Here is a 26,865-nt window from a genome sequence, read left to right as displayed (position 1 = left end):
CTTCGGCTCGATCCCGCGGCGCCCCGGGCGCACCGCCTGCTCCGTCGCCCTGGACCGGATGACTCGCCGCGTCGACCTCGAGGGGACAAGACCGCCCACGCGCTGTCGGGGAGACTGCGCTCCCACGCGCCGCCGGCGCGGCTTCAGCGGCGCTTGGACTGAGGGCGCGCGGGCGGGGGCGGCGGGGTCGTCTGGGAGACGGGGGGCCGCTCGCGGAGGCATTTCTCGAGGCCGTCGTGCAGGGTCGCCTCGTGGGCGCCGGGGAGCTTCGGGCGCCCCATGACGTTCACGAAGAGGCGATCCTGCGCGATGCCGCCGCCGGGGCCGAAGCTCATCCACACGAACATCGCGCGTCCCTTGATGTGATCGAAGGGCACGCCCGCGCCGAGCCCGCCGCGCCAGCTGCGCGAGTCATGGCTGTTGTTGCGGTTGTCGCCCATCACCCACGCCTCTTCAGCGGCCACCTTGAAGGGGCCCTGGAGATCGCCGCAGATGCCGCCCCGGCACGTGGAGCCCGGCGTGCAGTCGTCGCTCTCCACGCACATCATGCCGTCGGGGTTCTTTTCGTAGAGCGTGAAGTACGACTTGTCTCCGAGGTACTCGACGAACAGCTCCGCTTGCCGGCCCTCGTAGTGGTAGGGGCCGACGTGACAGTGGGGGACGAGCCAGCCGTTGATGACGGGGCGGCCGTTGATCGCCTCCAGCGTGTCGCCGGGGATGGCGATCGTCCGCTTGATGAAGTCCTGCTCCTTGTTCTCGGGGAACTTGAACACCATCACGTCCCCGCGCGACGGCGGCAGGCGAGGGAAGAGGCGCTGGTCGGTCCAGGGGATGAGCGGGCCGTAGGTGAACTTGTTGACGAAGATGTGGTCGCCGACCATGAGGGTCGGGATCATCGAGCCGCTCGGGATCTTGAACGCCTCGACGACGAAGGCGCGCAGGAGGAGCGCGACGGCGACGGCGATGCCGATCGACTCCGCGTACTCGCGCATCTCGCCCTTGCGCCAGCGGCCGAGGTGCTCGCCGACCGCGCGATCGGCGCGGCTGTGGGCGGCGTCGAACTCGTCGGCGTCGAACGTCTCGGCGCTCATCGCGCGCTCGAGGGCCGCGATCGCCTGCATCACCTGCTCGCGCTCGCCGCTCGTCAGCTCGCGCTCGACGTCACGCTTGCGGCCGCGCAGGATCCGGTGGGCCTCCTCGAGGAGCGCCGCGGCGTCCTCGAAGCGAGCGCGCGCCTTCGGGGGGATGTCCCGGCGGCCGCCCACGCCGATCGCCGACGCGAACGGCAGCTCGTGGCGGAACCGCCAGAGGATCATCGCGAAGATCGTGAAGAGCACGATGCCCGCCGGGATCTGCTGCTCGCCGACGAAGACCCGGAGCGGCTGGGAGCTCCCTCCCTCGGCCGGCGGGGTGAGCAGCCAGACGTTCAGGACCGCGAGCGCGAAGGGAACGATGCAGATCCACACGAGGTGGAACAGGAAGCGCAGCGGCGCCCGGCCGTCCCTGCCCCCTGGCGGAGGAGAGCTGCCAGTCGAGCGCGGGTCTGCGCCGCCTGTCGCCTTGGCCGCGCTGGCGCGGGGCTCCGAGCTCGCGCTTCCCCTCATCGAGGGTCTGAACTCCGAGCTTGCGGGCCGGCTGGCCGCGACCGACGGGACGCTCTGGGGTTGATCATCGGGACGCGGCGGCAAGAGAGAGCTTATGTATACGCCGCCCCTCGCCGCGGCAAGTGCGCAGGCGTGGCGGGCGACGCGCGGTCCGTCGGCGTCGTCGCCCGCGTGTCCTCGTTCGCCCTCGTCGCCCTCGTTCGCCCCTCGTTCGCCCTTCGTTCGCCCCTCGTTCGCCCCTCGTCAGGGCGCGTCTCCGACCTCGACGGCGTAGCTCACGAGGGCCGCGCGGTCGTCGCGGGCGTACGTCGTTGGCTGCGTCCGCCCTGCGGCGCTCGTGTTGTCGATGACCAGGTAGTATTGCCCCTTGGGCAGCGGCACCGTTCGCCGCCAGGGGGCGCCGGAGTACACCGGCTCGTCGAGCAGGGCCGCCGCTGTCAGGGGCGCCGGCGCGGGCTGCGTCAGGTACGCCTGGAGCCACGGCTCCCCGGTGCCGCGAGGCACGAGGATGACGTCCACGCCGGGCGCGCCCTCGACGGCGACCGTGAGCGTCAGGGCCTCGTCGCTGCCCGCGATCTCCAGCGGGCCGATGGTATCGCGCTGCTCCTGGTGCACCTCGGTGCGCTCGTTTGCCAGGAGCAGCTTGCCGTTGTCGCGGCGCTCGTACGGCGCGTCGGGCCGCTTCCCCTTCTCGATGATGCCGAGCCCGAACTGCACGGCGCCGTCGTCGTCGCGGATGACGGTGAACCCCCGGGCGATCTCGGTCTTCAGGAGCTGGGCGCCGAGCGCGTTCGCGTACGCGCTGCCCTGGGCGAGCGACACGCCGCCGAGCGAGATCGCGGCGGGCTGCTCGATGAGCTTGGTCGTGAAGCTCGCCGCCGTCGTTGAGCGCTGGCGGAAGTACACGTACATCGTGTCGCCATCCATCAGGAAGTCGTGGTCGTACTCGACGGCCGCGCTCGCATCGAAGCTCATGCGCTTCGTCAGGTTCGTCCAGACGACGCCGCTCCCCCCGAACTGGAGGAACAGGTGCCCGTTCGCGAGCTCCTGGGCGACGCACGAGCCCGGGTAGAACCGGCCCGTCACCGGATCCTCGTCGCGGAGGCGCAGCGGCACGCTCCGCTTCCGCATCTCGGTGCAGAGCTGGCTCGTCGCGAAGGCGAGGATGGCCCTGCGGAGGGACAGGTTTCCCGGATCGTTCACGACGCCAGGCATCACGCCGAGCGCGCCTTGGCCGCACGCGCCGCACACCGTTCCGAGCAGCGAGAGGCAGAGCGCGAGGCCGAGCGCGCGCAGCGCGGCGGTGCGGAAGAGCATGGGCGCAGCATAGTCGAAACACCGGCGGGTCGAGCGGCGCGCCGCCGTCGGCCCCCGCGCGCGGGTGGTGATAGGGTCACTGCCATGGCGAACGTCGCAGTCATCGGGGCCGGCGCGTGGGGGACGGCGCTGGCGAAGTTGCTGGCGGACAAGGGCAACCCCACCGCGCTCTGGGCGCACCACGGCGAGCTCGCCGAGCGCATCGGCCGCGAGCGCCAGAACGACCGGTACCTGCCGGGCGTGGAGCTGCCCGCGAGCCTGCGGGCGACGGGCGATCTCGAGGACGCGCTCCGCGGCGCGGAGCTCGCCGTCGTGGTCGTCCCGTCGCACGCGCTGCGCGAGGTCGTCCGGGAGGCAGGGCGCCACATTCCCCGCGACGCGCTCGTGTGCAGCGCGACGAAGGGCATCGAGAACGACTCGCTGATGCTGATGAGCGAGGTGCTGGTCGACGAGCTCGGGCGCGAGGCCGAGCCGCGGCTCTCGTACCTGTCGGGCCCGAGCTTCGCGCGCGAGGTCGCGGCCGGCCAGCCGACCACGGTCGTGGTCGCTGGCAGGAGCGAGCGGGAGACGCACGCGGTGCAGCGCATGTTCGCGACCGACAGGTTCCGGGTCTACTCGTCCGATGACGTCGTGGGCGTCGAGGTCGGCGGCGCCCTCAAGAACGTCATCGCCATCGCCGCCGGCATCTGCGACGGCCTCGGCTTCGGCCACAACGCGCGCGCCGGCCTCATCACGCGCGGCCTCGCGGAGATCGGCCGCGTGGCGGCGGCGAAGGGGGCGAACCCGCTCACCCTCGCGGGCCTCTCCGGGATGGGCGACCTGGTGCTCACGTGCACGGGCGAGCTGTCGCGCAACCGCACCGTCGGGATCGAGATGGGCAGGGGACGGAAGCTCGACGAGATCCTCGCCGGCCTCGGCCATGTCGCCGAGGGCGTGAAGACCGCAAAGAGCGCGCACGACCTCGCGGACAAGCTGGGCGTGAGCGCGCCGATTACGGTCGAGGTGTACCGGATGCTGTACGAGGGAAAGCCGCCGCAGCAGGCCGTCGTGGACCTCATGACCCGCGCCCTCACGAGAGAGTGAGACGCGGGGCCGGCTCGCGGGAAGGCGCTTTCTCGCGCCGCCGCGCGCCTCGCCTCTCGCGAGCGTGTAAAGTGGCGGCGCGATGCACACGCGACCTCTCGTGAGTCTCCTCTCCGCGCTCCTCCTGTCGAGCGTCAGCTCGACGGCCGCTGCCCAGTACGGCGCGCCGCCCTACGGTGGTCAGCAGGGCGGCGCGTACGGCGGTCAGTACGGCGGCGGGTACGGCGGCGGGTACGGAGGCCAGTACGGCGGCTACGGGTACGCCCCGCAGAAGAAAAGCGAGCCCAAATCGACGCCGCTCGAGGTCGGCTACCTCTACGCCACCTCCGTGGCCTACGGCGTGGGGACCGGTATCTGGATCGACGCGCTCGCCGGCATCGACGATCCCGGCGCGCAGTTCATCGCTCCCGCGCTCCTCGGCGTCGCGGCGCCGGTCGGCGTCTACTTCCTCGACTCGCCGCCGATGCCGCGAGGCATGCCGTCCGCGATCGCCACGGGCATGGTGATCGGCGCGGGCGAGGGGCTCGGCATCGCGTCCTACCAGTACGTCAGCGCCCGGAAGGGCAAGGAGTGGGGCTTCCTCGGGCTCGCGACCGCCGAGGTGATCGGCTCCACCGTCGGCGGCGCGGCGGGCTGGGGTTTCTACTATCTCCTCCGGCCCAAGCCGCAGACCAACATGCTCGTCGCCTCGGGCGCGGTGTGGGGCTCGCTCATCGGCAGCGCGTTCGGGGCCGCCGCCAGCAACGGCGACTGGAGCGAGTCGAACGACAGCATCTCGCTCGGGGGCCTCATCGGGTTCAACGTCGCGACCGCGGGCGCCGTGGGCCTGTCCGTCGCGTGGACGCCCTCGTGGAACCAGCTCGCGTGGATGTGGGGCGGGCTCGGCATCGGCACGGTGGTGTCGTTGCCCATCTACCTCGCGTACATCGGGAGCGATCATGACCCCCGCCGCGGCCTCATCGCCCAGGGCGCGGCGGGCACCCTCGGCCTCGTCGCGGGCGCATTGTTCCTCGGGAGGCCGGACTCGAGCGCCTCCGTCGCCCTGGACGACCAGGAAGATCGTGGCCGTCCCCCGTTCGCGCGCGTGCTCGGCGGCAGCCTCACGCCCTATCGAGGCGGGCTCGGCGCCGTCGTCGTCGGAGAGCTCTGGTAAGCCGCGGTGTGCCGTCCAACACGGCTGCATGAGGCCGCGGCACGCCTGCTATGCTGCCCTCGATGCCGACCCTGAAGTATTTCGCCTCCGAGGGCGCGCCACGCCTGTACAGCGTCCACAAACCGGTCACGACGATCGGCAAGGCGCTCGGAAACGACGTCGCGGTCGCGGGAGCAGGGGTGCTGGACCATCACGCGCAGATCGTGTTCGACGGACGCGATTTCGTGCTGGAGGAGTGCGAGCGCGACGGGGAGATCGCGATCAACGGCAAGAAGAAGCGGCGCGCCCGCCTGGTGCACGGCGACCGGCTCCAGCTCGGCACGGTCGAGGTCGGCTTCTCGATGTTCGCCGAGGCGCCGACCGTCCAGGAGCGGCTCCCGGCGAGCGACGGCGGGGCGGAGCGGCCCGCGCCGCTGCAGGGCTCGTCGGAGCTCGCCGGCGTCCGCAAGCTGTTCGCCTTCAGCGAGAAGCTCATCAACCGGCGCAGCGTCGACGAGCTCCTCGAGGCGATGCTCGACGACGTCATCGAGCTGACGCACGCCGACAAGGGCTTCCTCCTGCTCCTCGAGGGGGCGGAGGCGGCGGCCGACACGGCGGTCTGCGGCGGCGCTCCGGCCGCGCCGGCCGCGGGCGGCGATCGCAAGCTGGCGGTGCGCGCGTCGCGCAACATCCGGAAGGAGGCCATCACCGACGCGGCCGGGGGGATCTCGGACAGCATCGTGCGTCAGGTCATCGTCTCGGGCCGCCCGGTGATCGTCTCCGACGCGCTCGCCGACACGCAGTTCGGCCGGAGCGACAGCGTCATCGCGATGAAGCTCTCCAGCGTGATGTGCGCGCCGCTCCTGTCGCAGGGCCAGATCATCGGCGCGCTCTACGTCGGCAACGACAAGATCAAGCACCTCTTCGACCGCGCCCAGCTCGACCTGCTCAGCATCTTCGCGTCCCAGGCCTCGCTCATCCTCCAGAACGCGATGCTCCTGAACGCCCTCAGGGCCGACAAGGCCAAGCTCGTCGCCGAGCTGCACGACAAGAAGTTCGGCGAGATCATCGGCGCCTGCCCGTCGATGCTCGAGGTGTTCCGCAAGCTGCAGAAGGTCGCGGCGACGGACATCAGCGTGCTCATCACGGGCGAGACGGGGACCGGGAAGGAGCTCATCGCGCGGGAGCTGCACCGGCGCAGCCCGCGCGATGGCGGCCCCTTCGTCACCATCAACTGCGGCGCGATCCCCGAGAACCTCATCGAGAGCGAGCTCTTCGGCCACGTGAGGGGCGCCTTCACCGGCGCCATCGCCAGCCGCCCGGGCAAGTTCCAGGTCGCCGACAAGGGCACGCTGTTCCTCGACGAGATCGGCGAGCTGCCGCTGAACCTCCAGGTGAAGCTCCTCCGCGCGCTCCAGGAGCGGGTCGTCTTCCGCGTCGGCGACTCGAAGCCCGAGAAGGTCGACATCCGCATCGTCGCCGCCACGAACAGGAACCTCGAGGAGGAGATCCGCGCCGGCAATTTCCGGGAGGATCTCTACTACCGGCTCAACGTCGTGAACCTGTGGCTCCCGCCGCTCCGCGAGCGCGGCGACGACGTGCTCATCATCGCCAAGGTCCTTCTCTCGAAGTACGCCGACGAGCTCGGCAGCGCCGTGCGAGGCTTCAGCCCGGCCGCGCTCTCCGCGATCAAGAAGTACCCCTGGCCGGGCAACATCCGGCAGCTCGAGAACCGCATCAAGAAGGCGCTTGTCCTCTGCGACCAGGCGCTCCTCGCCGTGGAGGACCTCGATCTCGGCCCGGGCGCCGAGACGGCCGTCATGCCGCTGGAGAAGGCCAAGGAGGAGTTCCAGCGGCGGTACGTGCTGGAGGCGCTCGAGCGCAACAACGGCAACCGCACGCAGACGGCCCGCGACCTCGGCGTCGACCCGCGCACCATCTTCCGCTACCTCGAGAAGGAGCAGAACCCGATGCCGAGCGGGGCCGGCGGCGTGGCCCGCGATCCGACCGAAGCGTGATGGACTACAACCCCGAAGGGCCCTTCGCAGATCCCTGTCCCACCAAGACCCGCGCCGACCTGGAGTGGGATCGCGTCCTCGAGGCGCTCGCGGAGCGATGCGCGTCCCGGGGCGGGAAGCGGCTGGCCCGGGCCCTGCCGTTCGCGTCGACGCGCGCCGAGGCCCTCACCGCGCTCGCGGAGGTGCGCGAGGCGGTGGAGCTCGCCCGGGCCGGGGAGCCGGTGCCGGCGCGCGACGTCGCGGAGCTCGAGGACGCGCTCGATCGGGCCCGCATCGGCGCGGCGCTCGCGAACGAGGAGCTGCGCGCCGTGCTCGGCCTCCTCGAGGCCGCGCGGACGTCGCGGCAGTACCTGCAGAACCGGCGTCAGATCGCGCCCGCGCTCCATGCCGCGTGCGCGACCGACCCCGAGCTCGACGCCGTCGCGCGCGAGCTCGCGGCGGCGTTCGATCCGGACGGCACGCTCGCCGATCGCGCGTCGCCTCGCCTGGAGGCGCTTCGCGCGGAGCGGCGCGCGGTGCGCGAGCGGCTCGTCCGGCGCCTCGAGGACCTCATCCAGAAGCACGAGGACATCCTCCAGGACCGCTACTGGACGGAGCGCGACGGGCGCTACGTGCTGCCGGTGCGATCCGACGCGCACGAGCGCTTCCCCGGCATCGTCCACGCGACGAGCGCGAGCGGCGCCACCGTGTTCGTGGAGCCCCGGGTGCTCGTCGAGACGGGCAACCGGATGAAGATGGTCGACGCCGAGGTCGCGCGGGAGGAGCAGGCGATCTACGCGGCGCTCACCGCCCGCGTGGCCGAGGACGTCGAGAGCGTCGCGGCCGCCGCCCGCGCGCTGGCTCACGCCGACGTGCGGGCCGCGGCGGCGCGGCTCGCGGAGGACCTCGACCTCACCTTCCCGGACGTCCCGGAGGACGCCTTCGGGGCCGGGCGGGGCGCCTCGGAGGGCGGATCGAGGCCGACCTCCATCGAGCTCATCGGGGGCCGCCACCCGCTCCTCGCGCTCGACGGCGTGAAGGTGGTCGCGAGCGACCTCGCGATGAGCGCCGGCCGCGCGATGATCGTCTCCGGACCGAACGCCGGGGGCAAGACCGTGGCCCTGAAGACGCTCGGGCTCGCGGCGCTGATGGTGCGCGCGGGCCTGCCGGTCGCGGCCGGGGAGGGCTCTCGCGTCGCGCTCTTCGACGTCGTGCTGACCGACGTCGGCGACGAGCAGAACCTCCACAAGAACCTGTCGACCTTCAGCGCCCACGTGAAAAACCTGGGGCGGATCCTCGGCGAGACGCGCCCCGGCGCGCTCGTCCTGCTCGACGAGCTCGCCGGCGGCACCGATCCGCGCGAGGGCGAGGCGCTCGCCGCGGCCGTGCTCGACGCGCTGTGCGCGCGCGGGGGCACCGTCGCCAGCACCACGCACTACGAGGGCCTCAAGGCGCTCGCGCTCGGGGATCAGCGCTTCGAGAACGCCTCGGTCGGCTTCGATCTCGCCACCATGAGCCCGACCTTTCGGCTCGTCGTCGGCGTGCCCGGCGCCTCGAGCGCGCTCGCGGTCGCGCGGCGGTTCGGCATCCCGGGCGCCGTGCTGGAGCGGGCCGAGCGCTTCCTCACGAAGGAGGCGGTCACCTTCGAGCAGATGGTCGAGAAGCTCTCCGCCGAGCGCCGCGCGCTCGAGCTCGCGCGCGAGGACGCCGAGCGGGAGGCGGCCGCCTCCCGCGCGAAGCGGCGGGAGCTCGAGGCAGAGATCGAGCGGCTCCGGGACAAGGAGCGCGGCGTGATCACGCGGGAGGGGGAGGCGCTGCTCGCCAGCCTGCGGCGCGCGCGCGAGGACCTCAAGGCGGCGCAGGCGCGCCTGCGTGGCAAGCCCACCGAGGAGGACGTGCGCGCGGCCGCTCGCGCCATGGACGCGGTGGGGCAGAAGACGTCGATCGGCGGCGAGCTCGAGCTGCGCCCGAAGGACGAGCCGCAGGCGCGGCCGGCGATCGATCCGGCCGCCATCCGCGTCGGCGCCCGCGTCTACGTGCCTCGCTTGCGGGCCGAGGCCGAGGTGGTGGAGGTCCTCTCGGGCGGCCAGCTGCGGGTCACCGCCGGCTCGCTCAAGCTCACGACCTCGATCGCCGAGCTGCGCGGCACCGGCGCGCCGCCGGCCGCCGCGGCGCCCCCGCAGCGCCGCGTCGATCTGGACGCCGCCGCCGACCCCGACGTCCCGATCCAGACGGCGGACAACACCGTGGATCTCCGCGGCCTGCGCGCGCACGAGGCGGTCGCCATGGCCGAGCAGTTCCTCGACCGCTCGCTCGGCGCGGGCCGCAAGGTCACGTTCTTCGTCCACGGGCACGGCACGGGCGCCCTGCGCGATGCCGTCCGCGAGGCGCTGCGCGGGAGCCCTTACGTGGCGCGCCTCCGGCCGGGCGGCCCGAGCGAGGGCGGCGACGGCGTGACGGTCGCCTGGCTGAAGTGGTGAGCGAGGCGCGCGCCTGAGCGACAGCGCGCCGTGACGCTCAGCGATCCCGGTCGACGCGGCCGAGGTTCTCGGCGATCCGGTCGAGCACGCCGTTCACGAAGGCGCCGCTCTCCTCGCTGCCGTAGCGCTTGGCGAGCTCGACCGCCTCGTCGAGGATGACCGCGCGCGGCACCTCCGGGCGGTTCATGAGCTCCCACGCGCCGAGCCGGAGGACGTTCCGATCGACGCGCGCCATCCGCTCGAGGCGCCAGTTCGTGCTCGCCTTCCGGATCGCCTCGTCCACGGCCGCGAGATCCTCGGCGACCCCGACCACCACCTCGTCCGCGTAGGCGCGTCCCTCGGGATCGCCCGGCGTCTCGCGCCAGAAGGTCGCGACGACGCGGGGCGCCGAGCTTCCACCAGCTTCCACCGCGAACAGCATCTGCAAGGCCGCTTCGCGGCCGGTAGAGCGCGCACCCATCTCTCAGAACCTTCGTTTACAGGCCAGCTGTGTCCAGCGCGGCGCCGAGCGCGAGCATCTCGATCGCGCTGACGGCGGCCTCCCACCCCTTATTGCCATGCTTCGTGCCTGCCCGCTCGACCGCTTGCTCGATCGAGTCGGTCGTGAGCACCCCGAACGTGACCGGCACCCCGGTCTGGAGCGACACGGTCGCGATCCCCTTCGTGACCTCGGCCGCCACGTAGTCGAAATGCGGCGTCGAGCCCCGGATCACCGCGCCCAGGGTGATGATCGCGTCGACGCTCTTCTTGTGCGCGAGCCTCCCCACGATGGTGGGCATCTCCCACGCGCCCGGGACGCGCACGATCGACGTCCGACCGAGCGCGCCGCCGTGCCGCGCGATGGCGTCGAGCGCGCCCTCGACCAGGCGGTCGACGATGAAGTGGTTGAAGCGGCTCGCCACGAGCGCGAAGCGCGCCCCCGGCGGGACCACCAGGTTCCCTTCGATCACCCTCGCCTGTGCCTGCCCGACCGCTTGCTCTGCCATCCGCCGTTCCTCTCTCCTGCCGCGCGGGATGCGCGATCGCCGCGATCGCGATCCTGTCCGAGCGTCCTTTTACCAGCGAACGAGCGCGCCCGTCTGTCAGGCTTCGCCCTTCATCGAGACGAGCGGCACCCGCTCGATCACGGTGAGCCCGTACCCGGTGATCCCTGCGATCTTCGGCTGGCTGTTCGTGAGGAGCCGGATCTGGTGCACCCCGAGGTCCGCGAGGACCTGCGCGCCGAGGCCGAACTCCCGCAGCGTCCACGGCTGCTGCGTCTTCACGACGGGGAGCGTCTCGTCGGAGCCCGAGCCCTTCAGCAGATCCAGCTCGCGGCCCAGGTCCCCTCGCGACGGGATGTAGACGACCACCCCGACGCCGGCGCTCTCGATCGCGAGGAGCGCCTCGCGCAGGTTCGAGCCGCCGTCGAGGGGCGTCGAGCTGAAGAGGTCGGCGATGGTCGACCCGGAGTGCACGCGGCACAGGATGGGGTCCGGCGTCGCCACCGCGCCCTTGGTCAGCGCGAGGAACTGCCGCTGCTCGTTGATCACCTCGTAGACGTACACGGTCCACTCCGTGCCCGTCAGGTCGAGCCGCAGCGTCCGCTCGCCCACGCAGCGGACCAGCCGTTCGGTCTGGAGCCGGTACTGGATGAGGTCCGCCACCGTCACGATCAGCAGGCCGTGCTTCGCGGCGAACACCTCGAGATCCGGCATGCGGGCCATGCTGCCGTCGTCGTTCATGATCTCGCAGATCACGCCCGCCGGCCGGAGCCCGGCGAGGCGCGCGAGATCCACGGACCCCTCGGTCTGCCCCGTCCGCACGAGCACGCCCCCGCGGCGCGCCTTCAGCGGAAACACGTGCCCCGGCGTGACGAGATCCTCGGGCGCGGCGTCGCGCGCGATCGCGACCCGGATCGTGTGCGCCCGATCGGCGGCGCTGATCCCCGTCGTCACCCCGGTGCGCGCCTCGATGCTGACGGTGAAGGCGGTGCCGAGCGGCGGTCCGCTCCGCCCTGGCGCGGACATCATCGGCAGCTCGAGGCGCGCGACCTGCTCCTCGTCGAGGGCGAGGCAGATGAGCCCGCGCCCATGCATCGCCATGAAGTTGATCGCCTCGGGGGTGACCGCCTCCGCGGCCATGCAGAGATCCCCCTCGTTCTCGCGATCCTCGTCGTCGACGAGGATCACCATCTTGCCCGCGCGGATGTGATCGAGCGCGGTGTTCACCCGGTCGAGGACCGCTTTGTCGATGGTCAGCCGATGAGGCATCGGGCCCCCGGAGGTCATGTCCTGGTCGAGCCTGCCGCTCGAGGCGGCTGACACAGCCTCACCAGAATCCCCCCGCGCGCAGCTTTGCGAGGAGTCGTTCGTCGTGATCCGCATGCTCTCCCGTATTTCCGCGCTCTTCGCCGCGCTCGGCGGAGGCATCGCCGCCGCGCGTGTCTTGGCTCGAGAGGCCCTTCACGCTGGCGAGCGATGCGACCTCGAGCGCCCGCGCCACGTAGCGCGCGAGCACGTCAACTTCAAGGTTGACGGCCGCGCCGGGGCGGAGCTCTCCGAGGAGAGTCCGGCCGATGGTGTGCGGCACCAGCATCACGTCGAACCAGATCTCGGCGGCGCCCGGCGTGGACACGGCGTTGAGCGTGAGGCTCGCGCCGTCGACGGCGATCGAGCCCTTGGGAGCGAGGTACGGCGCGAGCTCGGGCGGGGCGCTCACCCGGAGGCGGATCGCGTCGCCGGCCCGCGCGTGCTCGACGACGCGGCCGAGCCCGTCGACGTGGCCCAGCACCACGTGCCCCCCCATCCGCGCGCCGAGCGGCGTCGCGCGCTCGAGGTGGACGCGCGCGCCGACCGGCAGCGCGCCGAGCGTGGTGCGGCCGAGGGTCTCGGCGGACATGTCGCACTCGAAGCCGCCGGGCGCGATGCGATCGACCGTGAGGCAGGCGCCGTTCACGCTCACGGACTCGCCGAGCGTCAGCGGCCCGAGGCTCGCCTCGACGAGCGCGCGGGCCACGGCGCCGCCGCTCCGGCGGCGGAGGACCCCGATCGTCTCGACAAGCCCGGTGAACATCGCCGACGCCCCTCTGCCTAGCCCTTCGAGGTGCGGTGCCCCTGGCTGGTCAGGAGCTTGTCGATGAGCCCCTGCGAGTAGCCCGACAGCTCGGTGAAGACGACCCCCATCCCCTGCGGATCGTCGTGCACGCGCACCACCTCGCCGACGCCCTCGATCGTCTCGATGTCGTCCATGATCACGGTGAACCGCAGGTTCACCTTCGTCCCGACGGCGAGCGGCGTCTTCGAGCGCACGAACACGCCGGTCCGCGAGATGTTCGTCACGTACTCGTTGATGAACGCGTCGTAGGACTCGAACTCCTTGTTGATGGTGACGCGCTCTTCCTTGCGTCCCGTCTTCGCGTCGCTGCTCTCCGGAGAACCCTGATCGTCCACCATGACGCCTTACCTGCCTTGCAGATCGAACTGCTCGAGGTGGTACTCCTTCCGGGGCACGAGATCGATCCGGCGCTGGAACAGCCGCTCCGCCTCTTGCACGGCGATGCGTTCGTCGTTCTTCAGCAGGTCGATCACGGCCGGGTGCGCGTTGACCACGACCGAGTAGCCGGGCAGGTTCATCCGCTCGCGCCGTATCTGCCGCAGGATCTCGTAGGCGACGGTCTGCTTGGATTGCAGCTGGCCCGTCCCGTCGCAGTAGAAGCACGGCTCGAGGATCGTCCGCCCGAGGCTCTCGCGCGTCCGCTTCCGGGTCATCTCGATGAGGCCCAGATCGGAGATCCGGTTCAGCGTGGTCTTCGCCTTGTCCCTGGAGAGCAGCTCCTCGAGGCGGCGCCGCACCTTTTCCCGGTTCTGGGCGCGCTCCATGTCGATGAGGTCGAGGATGATGAGCCCGCCGATGTTGCGGAACCGGAGCTGGTAGGCGATCTCTTCGACCGCCTCCAGGTTCGTGGTCAGGATCGTCTCCTCGAGATCCTTCGACCCCTTGCCGACGAATCGCCCTGTGTTCACGTCGATCGCGGTGAGCGCCTCGGCCTGGTCGATGATCAGGTGCCCGCCCGAGGGCAGCGGGACCTTCCGCGACAGCGCGCGCTGGATCTCGTCCTCGATCCCGTACGCGTCGAAGATCGGCTCCGTCCCCTCGTAGAGCTCCACCGCGTCGGCGCGCTCGGGCATGAACATCTCGACGAAGCGCCGCAGCCGGATGTACTCCTCGCGGTCGTCGATCACGATCTTCTCGATGTCGTCGGTGAAGAGGTCGCGGGCGGTCTTCAGCACGAGGTCGAGCTCGGTGTAGAGCACTGCAGGCGCCCTCACGCCGCTCTCCCGCTTCTTCGCCACCTCGCCCCAGAGGCGCACGAGGTAGCCGACGTCGGCCTTGAGCTGCTTCTTCGTGAGACCCTCGGCGAGCGTGCGCACGATGAGCCCGCCCTGCGGAGGCTTCATCGCCTCGATGGCGTCCCGCAGCCGGGATCGCTCCTTCTCCGAGCCGATACGCTTGGAGATCCCGATGTGATCGACCGTCGGCAGGTACACGACATAGCGGCCGGGCAGCGAGATGTGGCTCGTGACCCGGGCGCCCTTCGTCCCGATCGGCTCCTTCGAGACCTGGACGATGACCTCCTGCCCTTCGCGGACGACCTCGCGGATCGGCGTCGACTTCGAGATCCGCGGCGGCTCGTTCTGCCAGCTGCGTGAGCTCTGCTGGCCCCGCGCTGCGCTCTTGCCCTTGCCGTCCCGCGACTGCTCGCGCCCGCGCTCTCGCGTCCGCTGCTCGCGCCCGCGTTGCTCGCGATCGCGCCCCTCGCGTCCGCCCTGCTGTCCTTTGCCGCCCCGGTCGCGCCCTTCTCGGCCCTCGCGCGGCGCCTCGCGCCCCTCTCGGCCCTCACGCGGCGCCTCGCGGCCTTCGCGCGGGGCCTGGCGTCCCTCGCGCGGCGCCTCGCGGCCCTCGCGCGGGGCCTGGCGTCCCTCGCGCGGCGCCTCGCGGCCTTCGCGCCCCTCGCGCGCTTCCGCGGGGGCCGCCTCCGCGAGCGCGGCGCCGCCCTCGAGGTTGGCGCGCCGGTCGCGCGTCCGTCCCGATCGGCGCACGCGCGCCTCGCGCCGTCCGCGCGCGCGCCCGCTGCGCGCACGCGCTGCCGGCGGGACGTCATCGCCCGAGGCCGCTGCCGCGGCCTCCGGGACCGGCGGCGCGCTCGCCTCCTGTCCGGCCGGCCAGTCGTCGGCGGCGCCGTGCGCGGCGGGCTCGTCCGACGCGCTCGCCTCCTGCACTTCCGTCTCGCCGCTGTCCGCGGTGTTGCTCAGCGCTTCCGGATGCTCCTCGGCCGCGCTCCACGCGTCCGCGGCATCCTCCGGTGGCGGGGAGGCAGGCTCGACGTCGTAGCCGGGCGCGTCGAGCTCGTCGTCGTCCTCGATGCTCGCCTCGTCGGGGCCGGATTCCTCGTCGCTGGCCTCGTCGGCGTCGCTGTCTCCGCCTGGCGCGACCAGCTCCTCGTCGTCGTCGTCCGCGCCGTCGTGCTCGTGCCCGTCGTCGATCTCCGGCTCCGAGTCGTCGGCCTCGTCGAGCGCCACCATCGTCCCCACGCCGGCGAACGCCTGGCCGGAGGGGCTTCCGAGCACATCGAGCGCCGTGGGCAGCTCGATCGGCACGTCGCTCCCTTCGTCGAGCGAGCCGCCGGCATCGAGCGAGCCGCCGGCATCGAACCCTTCTTCCGCCCCGAAGTCCCCTCCTTCCCGGAGCTCGTGTCGTCCGGGCGTCAGGTCGGGGCTCTCGGGCGCGGCTTCTGCGCCCGATAGCTCATGCACCTCGCTTTCGTCAGGTCTAGGCGCCTCGCTGCCACGCGCGGCGCGGCCTCGCGAGGAGGCGCGCTCTTCCTCAACAGTCCGGCGGTGCCCAGCCAGGTACGCCTCGAAATCGTCGGGCCGGATGAGGTCCTCGACGTGCAGGAAGGCTGCTCGCTCGAGCCCCACGTCGATGAACGCGGCCTGCATTCCGGGCAAAACGCGGCTGACCTTGCCGAGGTAGATGTTTCCGAGCGTCCCCTTGGAGCTCTCCCGCTCGAGATGCAGCTCAGCGATGATCCCGTTTTCGATCAGCGCGACGCGTGTCTCGCGGATGTCCACATTGATGACGAGAAGGTTCTTTCCCATGTCGGATGCCGCACATCGGCGGCGCCGCCAAGCGTTACCACGGGTTGCCCGGCCCATGAAGGCGCAACCCGGAGTATGCTGCGCGATTGGGGCCCGGGACCGGAGGTCGCCGAGGCAGGCCGGCCGCCAGTGCGTGAGCTACCTCGCGTCTCCGCCGCTCTGCCTCGGCGTCGCCCGGCGGCGCCTGCCGCCTGGCCTGCGGACCGGCGGCTCCTGCCGCTGGGCCCAAGGCCCTGGCCGGGAGCGCCGGTCGAGGCGTCCGCACGGCGCGAGGGCGCGCGAGCTGGGGCGACGTCCGTCAGGAGGCGCACCCGGCCCTCGCTCGGGACCCGAACCGCCCCGTTCCCTCGCCCCCGCTGGCACGCCGCCGCTTCCGTGCTGCTCCGGAGCCGCCGGTGTCGTGCCCCGCGCCGCCCTCCGCCGGCGGCCGAGCCGCGACGGCTGGTGCGGGCGAGCCGTCCGTCGCGGCTCGGCCCGCATAAAGGCCGAAGGGGGCGGCCATCTGGCGCCCCCTTCGGAGATGCGCTGCTGTTGTCAGAAGCTCACAGGCTACACACCGGCTCTCCGGCGGCATCGCAGCTCTCGGCGCACTCCTCGCAAACAGTGCACGTGATGAGGGCGTCGTAGGCCTCGACCCCGGCCGCGTTGTCCGTGCGGCACGTCTCGATGCACGTGGCCGGGTCTTCCTCCGCGGCGCAGCCATCGATACACACCACCACGTCAATACAATCGCTGCTGCCCACGCAGGCCTGGCGGACCTCTTTGCACGGACCATCGACGGCGCACTTGTAGCAGCCCGTATTCGTGTCGCGGCCGCACGTGTCCTCGGTGTCATCACAGGTCGGGATACCCGTCGAGGAAGTGCTCGTGGCGCTCGTGCCTCCTTCTCCGCCGGAGCCGCCGTTGCCGCCGTTGCCGCCGTTGCCGCCGGAGCCGCCGTTGCCGCCGCCGCCAGAGCTGCTGCTCCCGCTGCTGCTGGTGGTGCTGGAGCCCGACGACGTGTTGCCGTCGTCACCGCAAGCCACGAGGGCGCAGCCGGAAATCAAAACCGCAGCGAATACCCAAGATTTCATGCTCAATACCTCCACAGAACCCAACCGACCCTTCATTCGTGTACTCGGCGCCCCCCCAACGCTCGGCATGCCTGCCAAACCACCCGTTTTCCTGCGACCGGCCCCCGGGTGCACCTGTGCAGATCGTCGGTCAGAGAGAAGCATCGCGCGTGGAGTTCAAAGAAAAACAGCCACGCAAGTCGTTTCTACACGCTCGGGATCGGCCGCGCAACGGCGTCGCTCGCCCCAGCACCCACCTGCCGTGGCGCTCTAAGCGGTTTGCTCGCTGATCTCTCCCAGAGCACGGCTCTCGCGGGCTGCCTGCTGCCGCAAAATTCTGCTAAAGCGGGATGTTTCCGTGCTTCTTCGGTGGGGTCTTGTCACGCTTGTCGCGCGGGAGGTCGAGGGCCCGAGCCAGTCGAGTGCGGAGCATGCGCGTGTAGATCACCTCGTCTATGAAGCCGAGCTCGGCCGCCTTGTACGGGGCGGCGAATTTCGCCTTGTCGTCGCCGACGAAGCGTGCGCGGGCGACGGCCGGGTCGGCCGCTTGCTGGATCTCGCTGCGATACACGATGCTCACGGCGCCTTCCGGGCTCATGACCGCGAGCTCGGCCGTCGGGAAGGCGAGGTTGTAATCGACCCCGATGTGCCTGGAGGCGATGACGTCGTAAGCGCCGCCGTAGGCCTTGCGGGTGATCACCGTCGCCTCGGGCACGGTGGCTCCGGCGAACGCATAGAGGAGCTTCGCTCCGTGAGTGATGATCCCGCCCTATTCCTGGTCGAGCCCCGGGAGGAAGCCGGGCACGTCGACGAACGTGACGAGCGGGATAGTGAAGCAGTTGCAGGAGCGAACGAAGCGCGCCGCCTTGATGTCGAGGCAGCCGGCGAGCACCTGGGGCTGGTTCGTGACCACCCCGATGGGCGCGCCTCCGATCCGGGCGAGCCCGACCACGATGTTCTGCGCAAAGCGCTCGTGGATCTCGAGGCGGCGGCCGTCGTCGGCCCCGGCGCCCCACCATGCCCCCCGGAGGGATCGAAATCCCGCCGCGCGCGACCGCGCGACGCCATGGCAGGGCGACGACCCCTTGCAGCCTGTACGCCAAGGGAGCGAGGCCGGCGGAACCGTGCGAACCGTGCGAACCGTGCGAAACATGCGAAACATGCGAAACGCGCGCGACCTGGAGACGCGGGGACGTGCGAGGCGCGCGGGACCTGCGACGAAAAATGACCGCGGTCCTCGAGCGGCTCCGCCCTACTCTCTTGCGCGGGCGAGGGGACACCACGTACGCTGAGCGGCGCTCAGCTGCCGATGGTAAATGCAGGAATTCCCGATACGTAGACCATCTGAAGACCGGGACGCGGGGGCCGCCATCGCCGCTGCGGACCTGCCGCGCCGCGACTTCGAACGGGGCAGCTCGGGCCGGCATGGCAGCAGAGCGGTCGCCTGCCACGGCAACTGACGTGCGGCGCCTCGTGAGATGCGCACGGAACAGCGTCACCGGCAGCCCTCGATCGTTCGCGGGAGCGCCACGCGCTCCTGGCTCGCGGCGCCTTGCGCTCGACGGCCTCAGCGTGGCCTTCCGCCTCGCGTCGCGGGGTGAGATCGTTTCGGACGAGAGGTCGCTCGAGTGAAGCTCGCTCAGACTCGTGAGGCTCGTGCCCTGGCCGTCGCCGCCGTGGCGCGAGGGCTCATCGAGCCCAACGCCCTTTGGGATATGGCTTGCCGATGGACCCTCGGCGGCGCGTCGACGCCCCAGGAGCTCTTCGAGGGGATCCTCACGCCGGAGCAGCTGGCGGCGCTGCCGGAGCTGCTCGCGCAGGAGGGCCGCAGCCCGCCCGTCGCGCGCGCCCTCTCGCCGCAGAGCGAGGACCAGGACGCGCTGCGCTTCGACACGCAGCGGGAGATCGACCTGCCCGGAGAGGACGTCGGGGCCGATTTCCCGACGCTCGCGACCTCCGCCACGCGCGCCGTGAACTCCGGCGGCACCCGGTACGAGGTGGGCGAGGCGCTCGGGGCCGGGGGCGCCGGGAAGGTGGTGAAGGCGCGCGATCGGGAGATCGGGCGCGTGGTCGCGCTGAAGACCTTGAAGCCGGGGGCCGAGGAGGACTCCGCGGTAGGCAACCGCTTCCGGACCGAGGCGCGGATCACGGCCCAGCTCGAGCACCCGAACATCATCCCGGTCTATGACCTCGGCACGCTGCCGAACGGTCAGCCGTACTACTCCATGCGGGTCGTCAAGCGGCAGAGCCTGCAGAACGTGCTGACGAACCCCGAGCTCCGCAGACAATGGCCGCTCGTCCGGCTCATCGGCGCGTTCGTGCAGATCTCCCGGGCGCTGGCCTACGCGCACCGGCGAGGCGTCGCCCACCGCGACATCAAGCCGGAGAACGTGCTGCTCGGCGACTACGGCGAGGTCTACCTGGGCGACTGGGGCAACGCGAAGCTGCTCGCGAGGGCGGAGGTGAGCGAGCCGATCTCCGTCGATCCGAGCGGGCAGGACTTCGGCCGCAGGCGGCACGAGGCGATCGCGAGCGCGCTCTCGGGCACGCCCGGCTACATCGCGCCCGAGCAGATCCGAGGGGACCACGCGCGGATCGATCACCGCGCGGACATCTTCGCGCTCGGCGTGGTGCTCTACGAGATCCTCACCGGCGAGCACCCGTTCGACGCGCCGACCGTCCTCGCCGTGATCCTCGCGACGCAGACGCGCGACCCCAGGCCGCCGCGCTCGATCGCGCCGAGCTGCCCGCTGCTGCTCGAGGACCTCTGCCTGGCGATGCTCGCGAAGGACCCTGATCAGCGGCCGCCGACCGCCGACCGCGTCGCGGCGGAGGCGGAGGCGTTCCTCGAGGGCGCCAAGGAGCGGATGCGCCGCCGCGAGGAGGCCATCAAGCTCTGCGAGCTCGCCAAGGCTCCGCTCGAGCGTGACCGGCGGCTCGACGGCGAGCGCGAGCGGCTCGTCGAGGAGGCGCGGCGGCTGCTCAAGGACGTGAAGGAGTACGAGGCGATCGAGCGCAAGCGGGCGGGGTGGCAGCTCGAGGACAGGGCCGCCGGGGTCGAGCGCGAGCAGGCGCGCGCCGCGGCGGAGGCGATCGATCTCTACACGAAGGCGCTGGCGTACGATCCGGACCTGGTCGAGGCGCGCGCCGGGCTCGCGGACCTCTACTGGTCGCGCGCGGTGCGGGCGGACCAGGAGCACCAGCACGCGGCGCGCATCTACCACGAGGCGCTCGTGGCGGAGTTCGACGTGGGCCGCTACGCCGCGCTGCTCACCGCCGATTCGGTCCTCTCGTTCGACTCGTCGCCGCCCGGCGCGAGCGTCGTCGCGTACCGTTACGTCGAGAAGGATCGCATCCTCGTGGCGAGCGACGAGCGCTCGCTCGGCCGCACCCCGCTCCGCGAGGTGCACCTCAAGCCGGGCAGCTACCTCTTCATCCTGAAGCGCGCCGGCTGTCGGGACGTGCGCTACCCGCTGCTGCTCAAGCGGGGCACCCACCACCGCGTCGAGGTGAACCTCTACACCGACGCGGAGATCGGCGAGGGGTTCGTGTACATCCCGGGGGGGACCTTCATCGCCGGCGGCGACGCGCAGGCCGACGATCCGCTCCGCCGCGCCGAGCTCCACGTCCCCGACGTCGCGATCGCGAAGTTCCCCGTCACCTTCCGCGAGTATTGCGAGTTCCTGAACGAGCTCGAGACGCGCGATCTCGATCTCGCCCTCAAGCGCGCGCCGCACGGGACGCGCGGCTCCGAGGGCTACGTCGCGCGGCCCGCCAGCAGCGGCGGCTGGGAGCCGTTGCCCAGCGTGGTCGAGGGCGACGCGCAGAAGCGGTTCCCGGCGGAGGAAGGGCACCTCTGGAACCTGCCGGTCATCCTCATCGACTGGTTCGACGCCGTGGCCTACTGCCGTTTCCGGAGCGAGCGCGACGGGATCGAGATCCGACTGCCCACCGAGCTGGAGTGGGAGAAGGCGGCTCGCGGGACCGACGGCCGGTTCTACCCGTGGGGAGATCACTTCGACCCGACGTTCTGTCTGATGCGCTCGTCGCGGCCGTTCCTGGCGCAGCCAGAGCCGGTAGGGACCTTTCCCATCGACACCTCGCCCTACGGCGTGCGCGACATGGCGGGCGGCGTGCGCGAGTGGGTCGCCGATGTGAACGGCGAGAGATCGTGGGCGGAGACGTCGGGTGAGCTCGAATCGACCGCCGACGCTGGCGGAGACGCGCCGCCGTGGCGCATCGCCCGCTCCGGGAGCTGGGCCGCGGACTCGCAGCAGTGCAGGAGCGCGTCGCGCACCCGCTTCTTCGGGATCGCGCGGGCGCTGAACCTGTCGTTCCGGGTCGCGAAGCCGCTCTCGCGGGGCCCGGGTCGCTGAGCGGGCGGCTCAGCCGCCAGGCCCCGCCGGGGGGTCGACGTACTCGACCTCGACGCCGCGGTGCGTGCGGAGGACGGTGCGCCCCGGCCGACGGTCGACGACGTAGTCGGGCCCGATGGGCACCTTGCCCATCCCGCCGGGCGTATCCACGATCAGCTTCGGCAGCGCGATGCCGGTGAGCCGGCCCTGGAGCTGCTCCATGAGGGAGACGCCGGTCGCGAGCGGCGTGCGCAGGTGCGCCGTGCCGCGCACGGGGTCCATCTGGAGCAGGTAATAGGGGCGCACCCGCCAGCGCACGAGACCCCGGAAGAGCGTGGCCAGCGTCGTCGCGTCGTCGTTGATGCCGCGCAGCAGCACGGTCTGGTTCATGACGGGGAAGCCGTGATCCGCGAGGCGCTTGCACGCGCGCTCGGCGGCGGGCGTGAGCTCCTTCGGGTGGTTGAAGTGCGTCATCACCCAGAGCGGGTGATACGGCTTGAGCGCGCGCACGAGCTCTGCGGTGATCCGCTGCGGCAGCGTGACCGGCACGCGCGTGGCGATCCGGATCGTCTCCACGCTCTGGATCTGCCGCAGCCGAGCGATGAGCCGCACGACGCGGTCCGTCGAGACGGCGAGCGGATCGCCGCCGCTCACGATGACATCGCGCACTTCCGGGTGCGCCTCGAGGTACGCCATCGCCGGCGCGAGGCGCTCGAGCGCCACCGCGCCGCCGCCGTCGCCGACCATGCGTGATCGGGTGCAGAAGCGGCAGTAGACGGCGCAGCGGTCGGTCGCGAGGAGCAGCGCGCGATCCGGGTACCGCTGCACGAGGTGGGGGGCGACCTCGTGCGCGACCTCGCCGAGGGGGTCGACCAGATCGCCTGGCACCTCGGCGGCCTCGTCGGCGAGCGGCACGCACTGCCGCCGGATCGGGCACGCCGGATCGCCGTTGTCGCAGAGGCTCAGGTAATAGGGGGTGACGCGGATGGGCAGCCCCGCCTTTTCGGCGCGCCTGGCGCCATCGAGCTCCTCCGGCGTCAGCGACAGCGACCGGTGGAGCTCATCGGCGCTCGAGAGAGCGTGGCGCAGCTGCCATGTCCAGTCGCTCTTCCGCGTCTTCACGCGGGCTGGTCGCGCTCCCTGCTGCGCGCTCGCGGCGAGCGACCCCGGTCGCTCCGGCAGCGCGACGGCGCGGGCGTTCGCGCTTTCCTCGCCGGGTCGCCGGGCGAGCCGCGCGGCGGCGACGAGCTCGCTACTTGCCCGCATCGCTCGACGGCGCCGCGGCAGCGCCGGACCGCTCCGGCTGTGGCGTGCGGGGCTTCGCGGGATCGGGCTGCGCCGCGCTCCCGGTCTCCATGAGCTGCTCCGGCAGCTTGACCGAGGAGAGCGCCGCCTCGTTGATCTCGACGGGGAACTTCTTCCGCAGCTCGTCCTCGAGAGCGCGCTCCTGGTCCTGCATCTTCTGCTGCATGAGCGCGACCCGGATCGAGCGTTCGGCCTCCGCGAACTCGCGCCGGTGCCCGCTGGTGAGCCCGTTCAGGCGGACGATGAAGAACCGTCCTTCGGCCTCGACGACCTCCTCGCCGACCGCACCCACGCCGCCGATGCGAAAGGCGGCCGCGCGGACCGGCTCTGGGACGCGGGGGTGGGCGCCGCGCGGATCGCCGGGCGGGCTGACGATGCCGAGCTCTCCGGCGAGATCGAGCGGCGAGGCCGCGCTCTTGTCCTTCGGCGCCGTGAGCGAGTGCTTGAGGAAGAGCTCACCCCACGCGCTGCTGCTCCCGGCCTTCTGCGCCTCCTTGAGGACCTTCTCCCCGAGCGCTCGGTCGCCGACGACGATGGCGGCGACGCGCCTGCGCTCGGGCTCGCTGAACTTGTCGGCGTTCGCCTCATAGTACGCGCGCACCTCGGACGCGGGGATGTCGGCCGGCGCGGGCAGGCCCTTTCGCGCCCGGGCGATCATCGCCTCGCGGAGGATCTGCCGGATCGTGTCCTCGACCGCGGGGTCCTTGTCGAGGCCTCGGCGCCGGGCTTCCAGCGCGAGCAGCTCCGCGTCGATGAGCTCGCTCAGCAGCTCGCGGCGCCGCTCCTTCGTCTGGTACCGGAGCCGATCGAACTGGTCCATTCGCTCCAGCGTCCTGCCGAAGTCGCCCAGCGTGATCACCCTGTCCCCGACCTTCGCGAGCACGCGCGCCGACTGCTCGGCGGTGAGGCCGAAGACCGGATCCCCCGCGTCCGAGGGGACCTGGAGGGCGGGCTCATCGCAGCCCGCGACGAGCGCGACGAGCGAGATGGCGAGCAGGGGTCGGCGCACCGGAGCTCGGGTCATTGCTGGCTCGGGGTCTAGCACGGTTTCCGCGTGGCTCGAGGTCGCAGCGCCTCGTTCGGGCTGGCGCGTCGGCGGACGCCTCGGCTCGTCGCGCGCCCTGAGCGCTCGAACGCGCGCTCAGTCGACGATCGTGCCGATCTCTTCGCCCCTGCAGACGCGGAGGATGTTGCCGCGGGTCATGAGCTTGAACACCCGGATGGGCATCTTGTTCTCGCGGCAGAGCGTGACCGCCGTCGAGTCCATGACCCCGATCCTGTCGGCGAGGAAGCGGTCGTAGCTCAGGTGCGCGAACATCTGCGCGCCTTCGTGGCGCACGGGATCGCGGTCGTAGATGCCTTCGACCTTGGTCGCCTTGAACAGCGCCTGCGCCTGGATCTCCATGGCCCGCAGCGCTGCCGCGGTATCGGTCGAGAAGAACGGGTTGCCCGTGCCCGCGGCGAAGATGACGATGCTGCCCTTCTCCAGGTGCCGCATCGCCCTGCGGCGGATGTACGGCTCGGCGACCTGCCGGATCTCGATCGCGGTCATCACGCGCGTCGGCACGCCCGTCTTCTCGAGCGCGTCCTGGAGGGCGAGCGCGTTGATGACGGTGGCGAGCATGCCCATGTAGTCGCTCTGGGAGCGGTCCATCCCCGCGCTCGCGCCCTTCAGCCCGCGGAAGATGTTGCCGCCGCCCACGACGACCCCGATCTGCACCCCCATCCGCTGGAGCTCGGCGACCTCGCCGGCCACGTGGTGGAGCGTCTCGGGACGAATGCCGAACCCCCCTTCCTCGCCGCAGAGCGCTTCGCCGCTCAGCTTGAGCACGATGCGGCGGTACTTCAGCCCGGGGGCCGGACGAGGGGGAGGGGGAAGGAGAGAGTCCTGGTCAGCGGCCACGGTGCGACCTCGTAGCCGGGACCTGCGTGGAGGGCAACGAACAACGTGAACCATCGCTCGGGCGAAGCGGCAGCGCGCGCCGCAAAGGAGGAAGAGCGGGAGGCAGAACCAGAGGCAGCAGAGCAAGCACAGGAAGCAGAGGGAGCAGAGGAAGCAGAGGAAACAGAGCAGGAAGACCCGCCGGGGCGGCATGCACCTTGCGCTTGCCGGGGTGGGGAGCTAGTCTCGGCCCCCCTATGGCGCGTGTGACTGTGGAAGACTGCCTCGAGCGCGAGGAAAACCGTTTCGCTCTCGTCGTGCTCGCGGCCAACCGGACGCGGCAGCTCATGAAGGGCTCGGACGCTCTCGTGAAGACGAAGAACAAGCCTGCCGTGACCAGCCTCCGAGAGATCGCGGCGGGCAAGGTGCACTTCCACCGGAGCTCCCACGAGGTCGTATCCGAGTGGCTCCAGCAGATGAACGCTGGCGGCCAGCGCTGATGCCGCATCGGAAGAGCGCGCGTCCGGTGATGCGCGCCTCCCTAGGGGCTCCGTTTCGCAGCTCGCTCCCTTGACCGTGCCAGCGCTGCGCTTGATCTGTTGCCTCGCATGAGCGGGACGGCCACGAGGCGGCCGGCGCGCGTTTCGGGCTCCGGCCAGCGTCGCGATCCGGAGCTCGAAGCAGGGACGTCGGCCCACTACGAGGATCCGGCGTACTACGCGAAGACGTACGCGCGCCGTAAGGATGACGTCCGCTACTACGTCGACCTCGCCGTTGCGTCTGCGGGGCCGGTGCTCGAGTACGGCTGCGGTAACGGGCGGATCACGCTGCCTGTCGCGAGGGCGGGGGTCCAGATCACCGGCGTGGACCTGTCGGCGCCGATGCTCGGCGATCTGCGCGTGCAGCTTGGACGCGAGCCGCGCGGTGTCTCCTCTCGCGTGAGCCTCCGGCGGGGCGACATGCGGGCGCTGCGGCTAGGGCGCCGCTTTCCGCTCGTGATCTGCCCGTTCAACGCCTTTTTGCATCTGTACACGCGCGTGGATGTGGAGCGGTTCCTCGCGCGAGCGCGCGAGCATCTGACGCCGAAGGGCGAGCTCGTCTTCGACGTTTCCATGCCCGAGCCGGCAGAGCTCGCGCGAGATCCGGATCGCGCCTATGCCACGCCGCGGTTCCGGTACCCCACGAAGGATGGCCCTGGCGAGTTCGTCCGGTACACGGAGCGGTTCGACTACGACAAGGTCCGGCAGATCCTGTTCGTCTCCATGGAGTTCTCGCCCGTCGACGGCGGCGAGCGCTGGATGACGCCGCTCGCCCATCGTCAGTTCTACCCGCAGGAGCTCGAAGCCTTGCTCCACTACAACGGCTTCGAGCTCACGGAGCTCCGCAGCGATTTCTGCGCCGAGCTGCCCGACAACCAGACGAGCATGCTGCTCTATCATTGCCGGCCACGCCGTTCTGCCAGGGCTCGCCGCCCTGGACATGACGGGGGCCGCTGAGGGCGAGCGAACGCCCGGCGCCTGCTGCGCCTCACGCCGCCCTGCGGCATCAGGCCATACGCGACGTGTCCGCGCACGAGCACGCGTGTGCCCCTCGGTCCTGCCGCACCGAGCGTGCGCCAAGTGCCGCCGTTGCCTGGAGTCTCAGACCCCGATGTAGAGGCGGTGGGCGAAGTTGCGCTCGAGCTTGGCGCGCAGCACCTTCTCGGCCGCTGTCTCGATATCGTACTCGACGCGCTTGAACTCGAAGCGCTTCGTGTCGCTGTCGTAGACCGTGTAGCTCGCGCGGTTGTCGTAGTCCCGCGGCTGTCCCACCGAGCCGACGCTCACGATGTACTTGCGACCCTGCTCAAGCTGGAAATCCACCGCAGGGAGCTCCTCGACACTGTTCGGTGTGAGCGCGAACACCTTGCAGAGGTGGGAGTGGCCGATCAGCGTGATGTGACCGAGCTCGTTCCACATCGGGAGGCACTCGCGCGCCTGCTCGGGGGCGAAGATGTACTCGAACTCTTCGAGCCGGACGGGCGAGCCATGGCAGAGGTCGACGTTGATGTCCGTCAACTTCTCCTGGTACGTCAGGCTCCGGAGCCAGGCCGCGTTCTCGGAGGACAGCATCGCTGCGTGGGTGTCCAGCGCTTGCCGGGCGGCCTCGTAGTAATACGAGTAATCCATCCGACCCGCGACGGCCGCGTCGTGGTTGCCGAGGATCGTCTTCTTGGCCACCTTGCGGACGAGATCAGCGCACTCGTTCGGCGAGCCGCCGTAGCCGACCGTATCCCCGAGGCAGTAGTAAACGTCGATACGTTCGTGGCGGTAGGACTCGAGCACAGCGCTGAGCGCCTCGTAGTTGGCGTGCGTATCGCTGAAAATCCCGAGTCTCATTTCGACGCGAGGGCGGAGCTTAGCACGAAGGCCTCGACTTCCGTTAGGAATTCAAACCTGGATCCACAGATGGGCCGGTAGGACCGGCACCGAGCTTTGTCGGCTCGTTGGCGTTGTGTCGGCTGGCTCGTCGGTTCCTT

General features: G+C 71.1%; 20 protein-coding genes and 1 pseudogene. 7 read left to right on the top strand and 14 right to left on the bottom strand.

The features are described 5' to 3' along the window. Nucleotides 1–143 precede the first annotated feature (143 nt). Both lepB and WMF12_RS37885 read right to left on the bottom strand, forming a co-directional pair. A complete protein-coding gene (gene lepB, locus WMF12_RS37890; protein WP_437853057.1) occupies nt 144–1,604 on the bottom strand; it encodes a signal peptidase I in 1,461 nt (486 codons plus the stop codon). 243 nt (nt 1,605–1,847) lie between these two features. Further along, entirely contained in the window at nt 1,848–2,921 is a 1,074-nt protein-coding gene (locus WMF12_RS37885) for a hypothetical protein (RefSeq protein WP_437853056.1), read from the bottom strand. Nucleotides 2,922–3,005: 84 nt separating this feature from the next. Here WMF12_RS37885 and WMF12_RS37880 point away from each other — a divergent pair, with 84 nt between their 5' ends. From WMF12_RS37880 to WMF12_RS37865, 4 genes are all read left to right on the top strand, one after another. Next, nucleotides 3,006–4,004, top strand: coding sequence for an NAD(P)H-dependent glycerol-3-phosphate dehydrogenase (locus WMF12_RS37880; RefSeq protein WP_437545147.1), 999 nt, complete (start codon nt 3,006–3,008; stop codon nt 4,002–4,004). 82 nt (nt 4,005–4,086) lie between these two features. Beyond that, nucleotides 4,087–5,157 (top strand): hypothetical protein, encoded by a 1,071-nt coding sequence (locus WMF12_RS37875; RefSeq protein WP_437853054.1) that lies wholly within the window; start codon nt 4,087–4,089, stop codon nt 5,155–5,157. Between the two features lie 50 nt (nt 5,158–5,207). Further along, a complete protein-coding gene (locus tag WMF12_RS37870) occupies nt 5,208–7,154 on the top strand; it encodes a sigma 54-interacting transcriptional regulator (RefSeq protein WP_437741591.1) in 1,947 nt (648 codons plus the stop codon). Then, nucleotides 7,154–9,613 (top strand): endonuclease MutS2, encoded by a 2,460-nt coding sequence (locus WMF12_RS37865; protein ID WP_437853052.1) that lies wholly within the window; start codon nt 7,154–7,156, stop codon nt 9,611–9,613. The genes WMF12_RS37870 and WMF12_RS37865 overlap by 1 nt, the downstream gene beginning before the upstream one ends. Nucleotides 9,614–9,650: 37 nt before the next feature. On the opposite strand, the gene nusB is transcribed toward WMF12_RS37865, so the two are convergent. The 8 genes and pseudogenes from nusB to WMF12_RS37825 form a co-directional block, all read right to left on the bottom strand. Then, nucleotides 9,651–10,073, bottom strand: coding sequence for a transcription antitermination factor NusB (gene nusB, locus WMF12_RS37860; protein ID WP_012239877.1), 423 nt, complete (start codon nt 10,071–10,073; stop codon nt 9,651–9,653). 16 nt (nt 10,074–10,089) lie between these two features. Continuing rightward, nucleotides 10,090–10,599 (bottom strand): 6,7-dimethyl-8-ribityllumazine synthase, encoded by a 510-nt coding sequence (ribH, locus tag WMF12_RS37855; protein ID WP_272102824.1) that lies wholly within the window; start codon nt 10,597–10,599, stop codon nt 10,090–10,092. Between the two features lie 96 nt (nt 10,600–10,695). Then, nucleotides 10,696–11,865, bottom strand: coding sequence for a 3,4-dihydroxy-2-butanone-4-phosphate synthase (gene ribB / locus WMF12_RS37850; RefSeq protein ID WP_437853049.1), 1,170 nt, complete (start codon nt 11,863–11,865; stop codon nt 10,696–10,698). A gap of 58 nt (nt 11,866–11,923) precedes the next feature. Continuing rightward, complete coding sequence (locus WMF12_RS37845; protein WP_437853047.1) at nt 11,924–12,667, bottom strand: riboflavin synthase; 744 nt, start codon at nt 12,665–12,667, stop codon at nt 11,924–11,926. A gap of 17 nt (nt 12,668–12,684) precedes the next feature. Next, nucleotides 12,685–13,047 carry a PilZ domain-containing protein gene (locus WMF12_RS37840; protein WP_012239873.1) on the bottom strand — a complete coding sequence of 121 codons (363 nt, stop codon included), beginning with the start codon at nt 13,045–13,047 and terminating at the stop codon, nt 12,685–12,687. 6 nt (nt 13,048–13,053) lie between these two features. After that, the gene (locus tag WMF12_RS37835; protein ID WP_437853045.1) at nt 13,054–15,753 is read right to left on the bottom strand and encodes an Rne/Rng family ribonuclease; all 2,700 of its coding nucleotides are present in this window, start codon (nt 15,751–15,753) and stop codon (nt 13,054–13,056) included. Between the two features lie 542 nt (nt 15,754–16,295). Beyond that, the gene (locus tag WMF12_RS37830) at nt 16,296–16,826 is read right to left on the bottom strand and encodes a hypothetical protein (protein WP_437853043.1); all 531 of its coding nucleotides are present in this window, start codon (nt 16,824–16,826) and stop codon (nt 16,296–16,298) included. 319 nt (nt 16,827–17,145) lie between these two features. Further along, nucleotides 17,146–17,808 (bottom strand): annotated as a pseudogene (locus tag WMF12_RS37825) (carboxyl transferase domain-containing protein); the annotation flags it as partial. A gap of 712 nt (nt 17,809–18,520) precedes the next feature. Here WMF12_RS37825 and WMF12_RS37820 point away from each other — a divergent pair. After that, a complete protein-coding gene (locus WMF12_RS37820; RefSeq protein ID WP_437741584.1) occupies nt 18,521–21,181 on the top strand; it encodes a protein kinase domain-containing protein in 2,661 nt (886 codons plus the stop codon). Between the two features lie 9 nt (nt 21,182–21,190). Here the strand turns inward: WMF12_RS37820 and WMF12_RS37815 are convergent, their stop codons facing one another. The 3 genes from WMF12_RS37815 to pyrH form a co-directional block, all read right to left on the bottom strand. Then, nucleotides 21,191–22,426 carry a KamA family radical SAM protein gene (locus WMF12_RS37815; RefSeq protein WP_437853041.1) on the bottom strand — a complete coding sequence of 412 codons (1,236 nt, stop codon included), beginning with the start codon at nt 22,424–22,426 and terminating at the stop codon, nt 21,191–21,193. Then, on the bottom strand, nt 22,413–23,489 hold the full coding sequence (locus WMF12_RS37810) for a peptidylprolyl isomerase (protein ID WP_437853039.1): 1,077 nt from the start codon (nt 23,487–23,489) through the stop codon (nt 22,413–22,415). The genes WMF12_RS37815 and WMF12_RS37810 overlap by 14 nt, the downstream gene beginning before the upstream one ends. Before the next feature lie 117 nt (nt 23,490–23,606). After that, nucleotides 23,607–24,368: a UMP kinase gene (pyrH, locus tag WMF12_RS37805; protein ID WP_080599110.1), complete on the bottom strand. Its 762-nt coding sequence runs from the start codon at nt 24,366–24,368 to the stop codon at nt 23,607–23,609. Nucleotides 24,369–24,604: 236 nt separating this feature from the next. On the opposite strand from pyrH, the gene rpoZ reads away from it, so the two are divergent. Both rpoZ and WMF12_RS37795 read left to right on the top strand, forming a co-directional pair. Continuing rightward, nucleotides 24,605–24,847, top strand: a complete 243-nt coding sequence (gene rpoZ, locus WMF12_RS37800) for a DNA-directed RNA polymerase subunit omega (protein ID WP_044966694.1) — start codon at nt 24,605–24,607, stop codon at nt 24,845–24,847. A gap of 108 nt (nt 24,848–24,955) precedes the next feature. Then, nucleotides 24,956–25,843 (top strand): class I SAM-dependent methyltransferase, encoded by an 888-nt coding sequence (locus WMF12_RS37795; RefSeq protein ID WP_437741581.1) that lies wholly within the window; start codon nt 24,956–24,958, stop codon nt 25,841–25,843. A gap of 144 nt (nt 25,844–25,987) precedes the next feature. Here the strand turns inward: WMF12_RS37795 and WMF12_RS37790 are convergent, their stop codons facing one another. Continuing rightward, nucleotides 25,988–26,725 (bottom strand): metallophosphoesterase family protein, encoded by a 738-nt coding sequence (locus WMF12_RS37790; protein WP_012239864.1) that lies wholly within the window; start codon nt 26,723–26,725, stop codon nt 25,988–25,990. Between the last annotated feature and the right edge of the window lie 140 nt (nt 26,726–26,865).

This window comes from Sorangium sp. So ce363, assembly GCF_051520435.1.
GTDB lineage: Bacteria > Myxococcota_A > Polyangia > Polyangiales > Polyangiaceae > Sorangium > Sorangium cellulosum_B.
The sequence above is the reverse complement of the archived record's forward strand: the minus strand, read 5'-3'. Positions and strand labels throughout refer to the sequence as shown.